Consider the following 206-nt stretch of genomic DNA (forward strand, 5'->3'; position numbering starts at 1 on the left):
ACAGAAGTAGCTTCTGTTGATGCTCCACCTGTTTGAGGAAGAAGTTTTGATTTCTTATTATTTTCTTCACTTGATGATACTTCAGATTTATTTTGTACTTGTTCTTGTACATTTTGTTTTTTTTGTACTTCTACTTCTACTTTTTCTTGTACACTTTGTTTGTTTAATACTTCTGTTGTTTCTTCTTTAGTTTTTTCTTCTTTTGG

General features: G+C 29.1%; 1 pseudogene. It reads right to left on the reverse strand.

The features are described 5' to 3' along the window. Positions 1–206, reverse strand: a pseudogene (locus MR113_RS28270) (LPXTG cell wall anchor domain-containing protein); the annotation flags it as partial.

The organism is Bacillus cereus group sp. BfR-BA-01379 (assembly GCF_022663605.1).
In the GTDB taxonomy this organism is placed as follows: Bacteria; Bacillota; Bacilli; order Bacillales; family Bacillaceae_G; genus Bacillus_A; species Bacillus_A mobilis.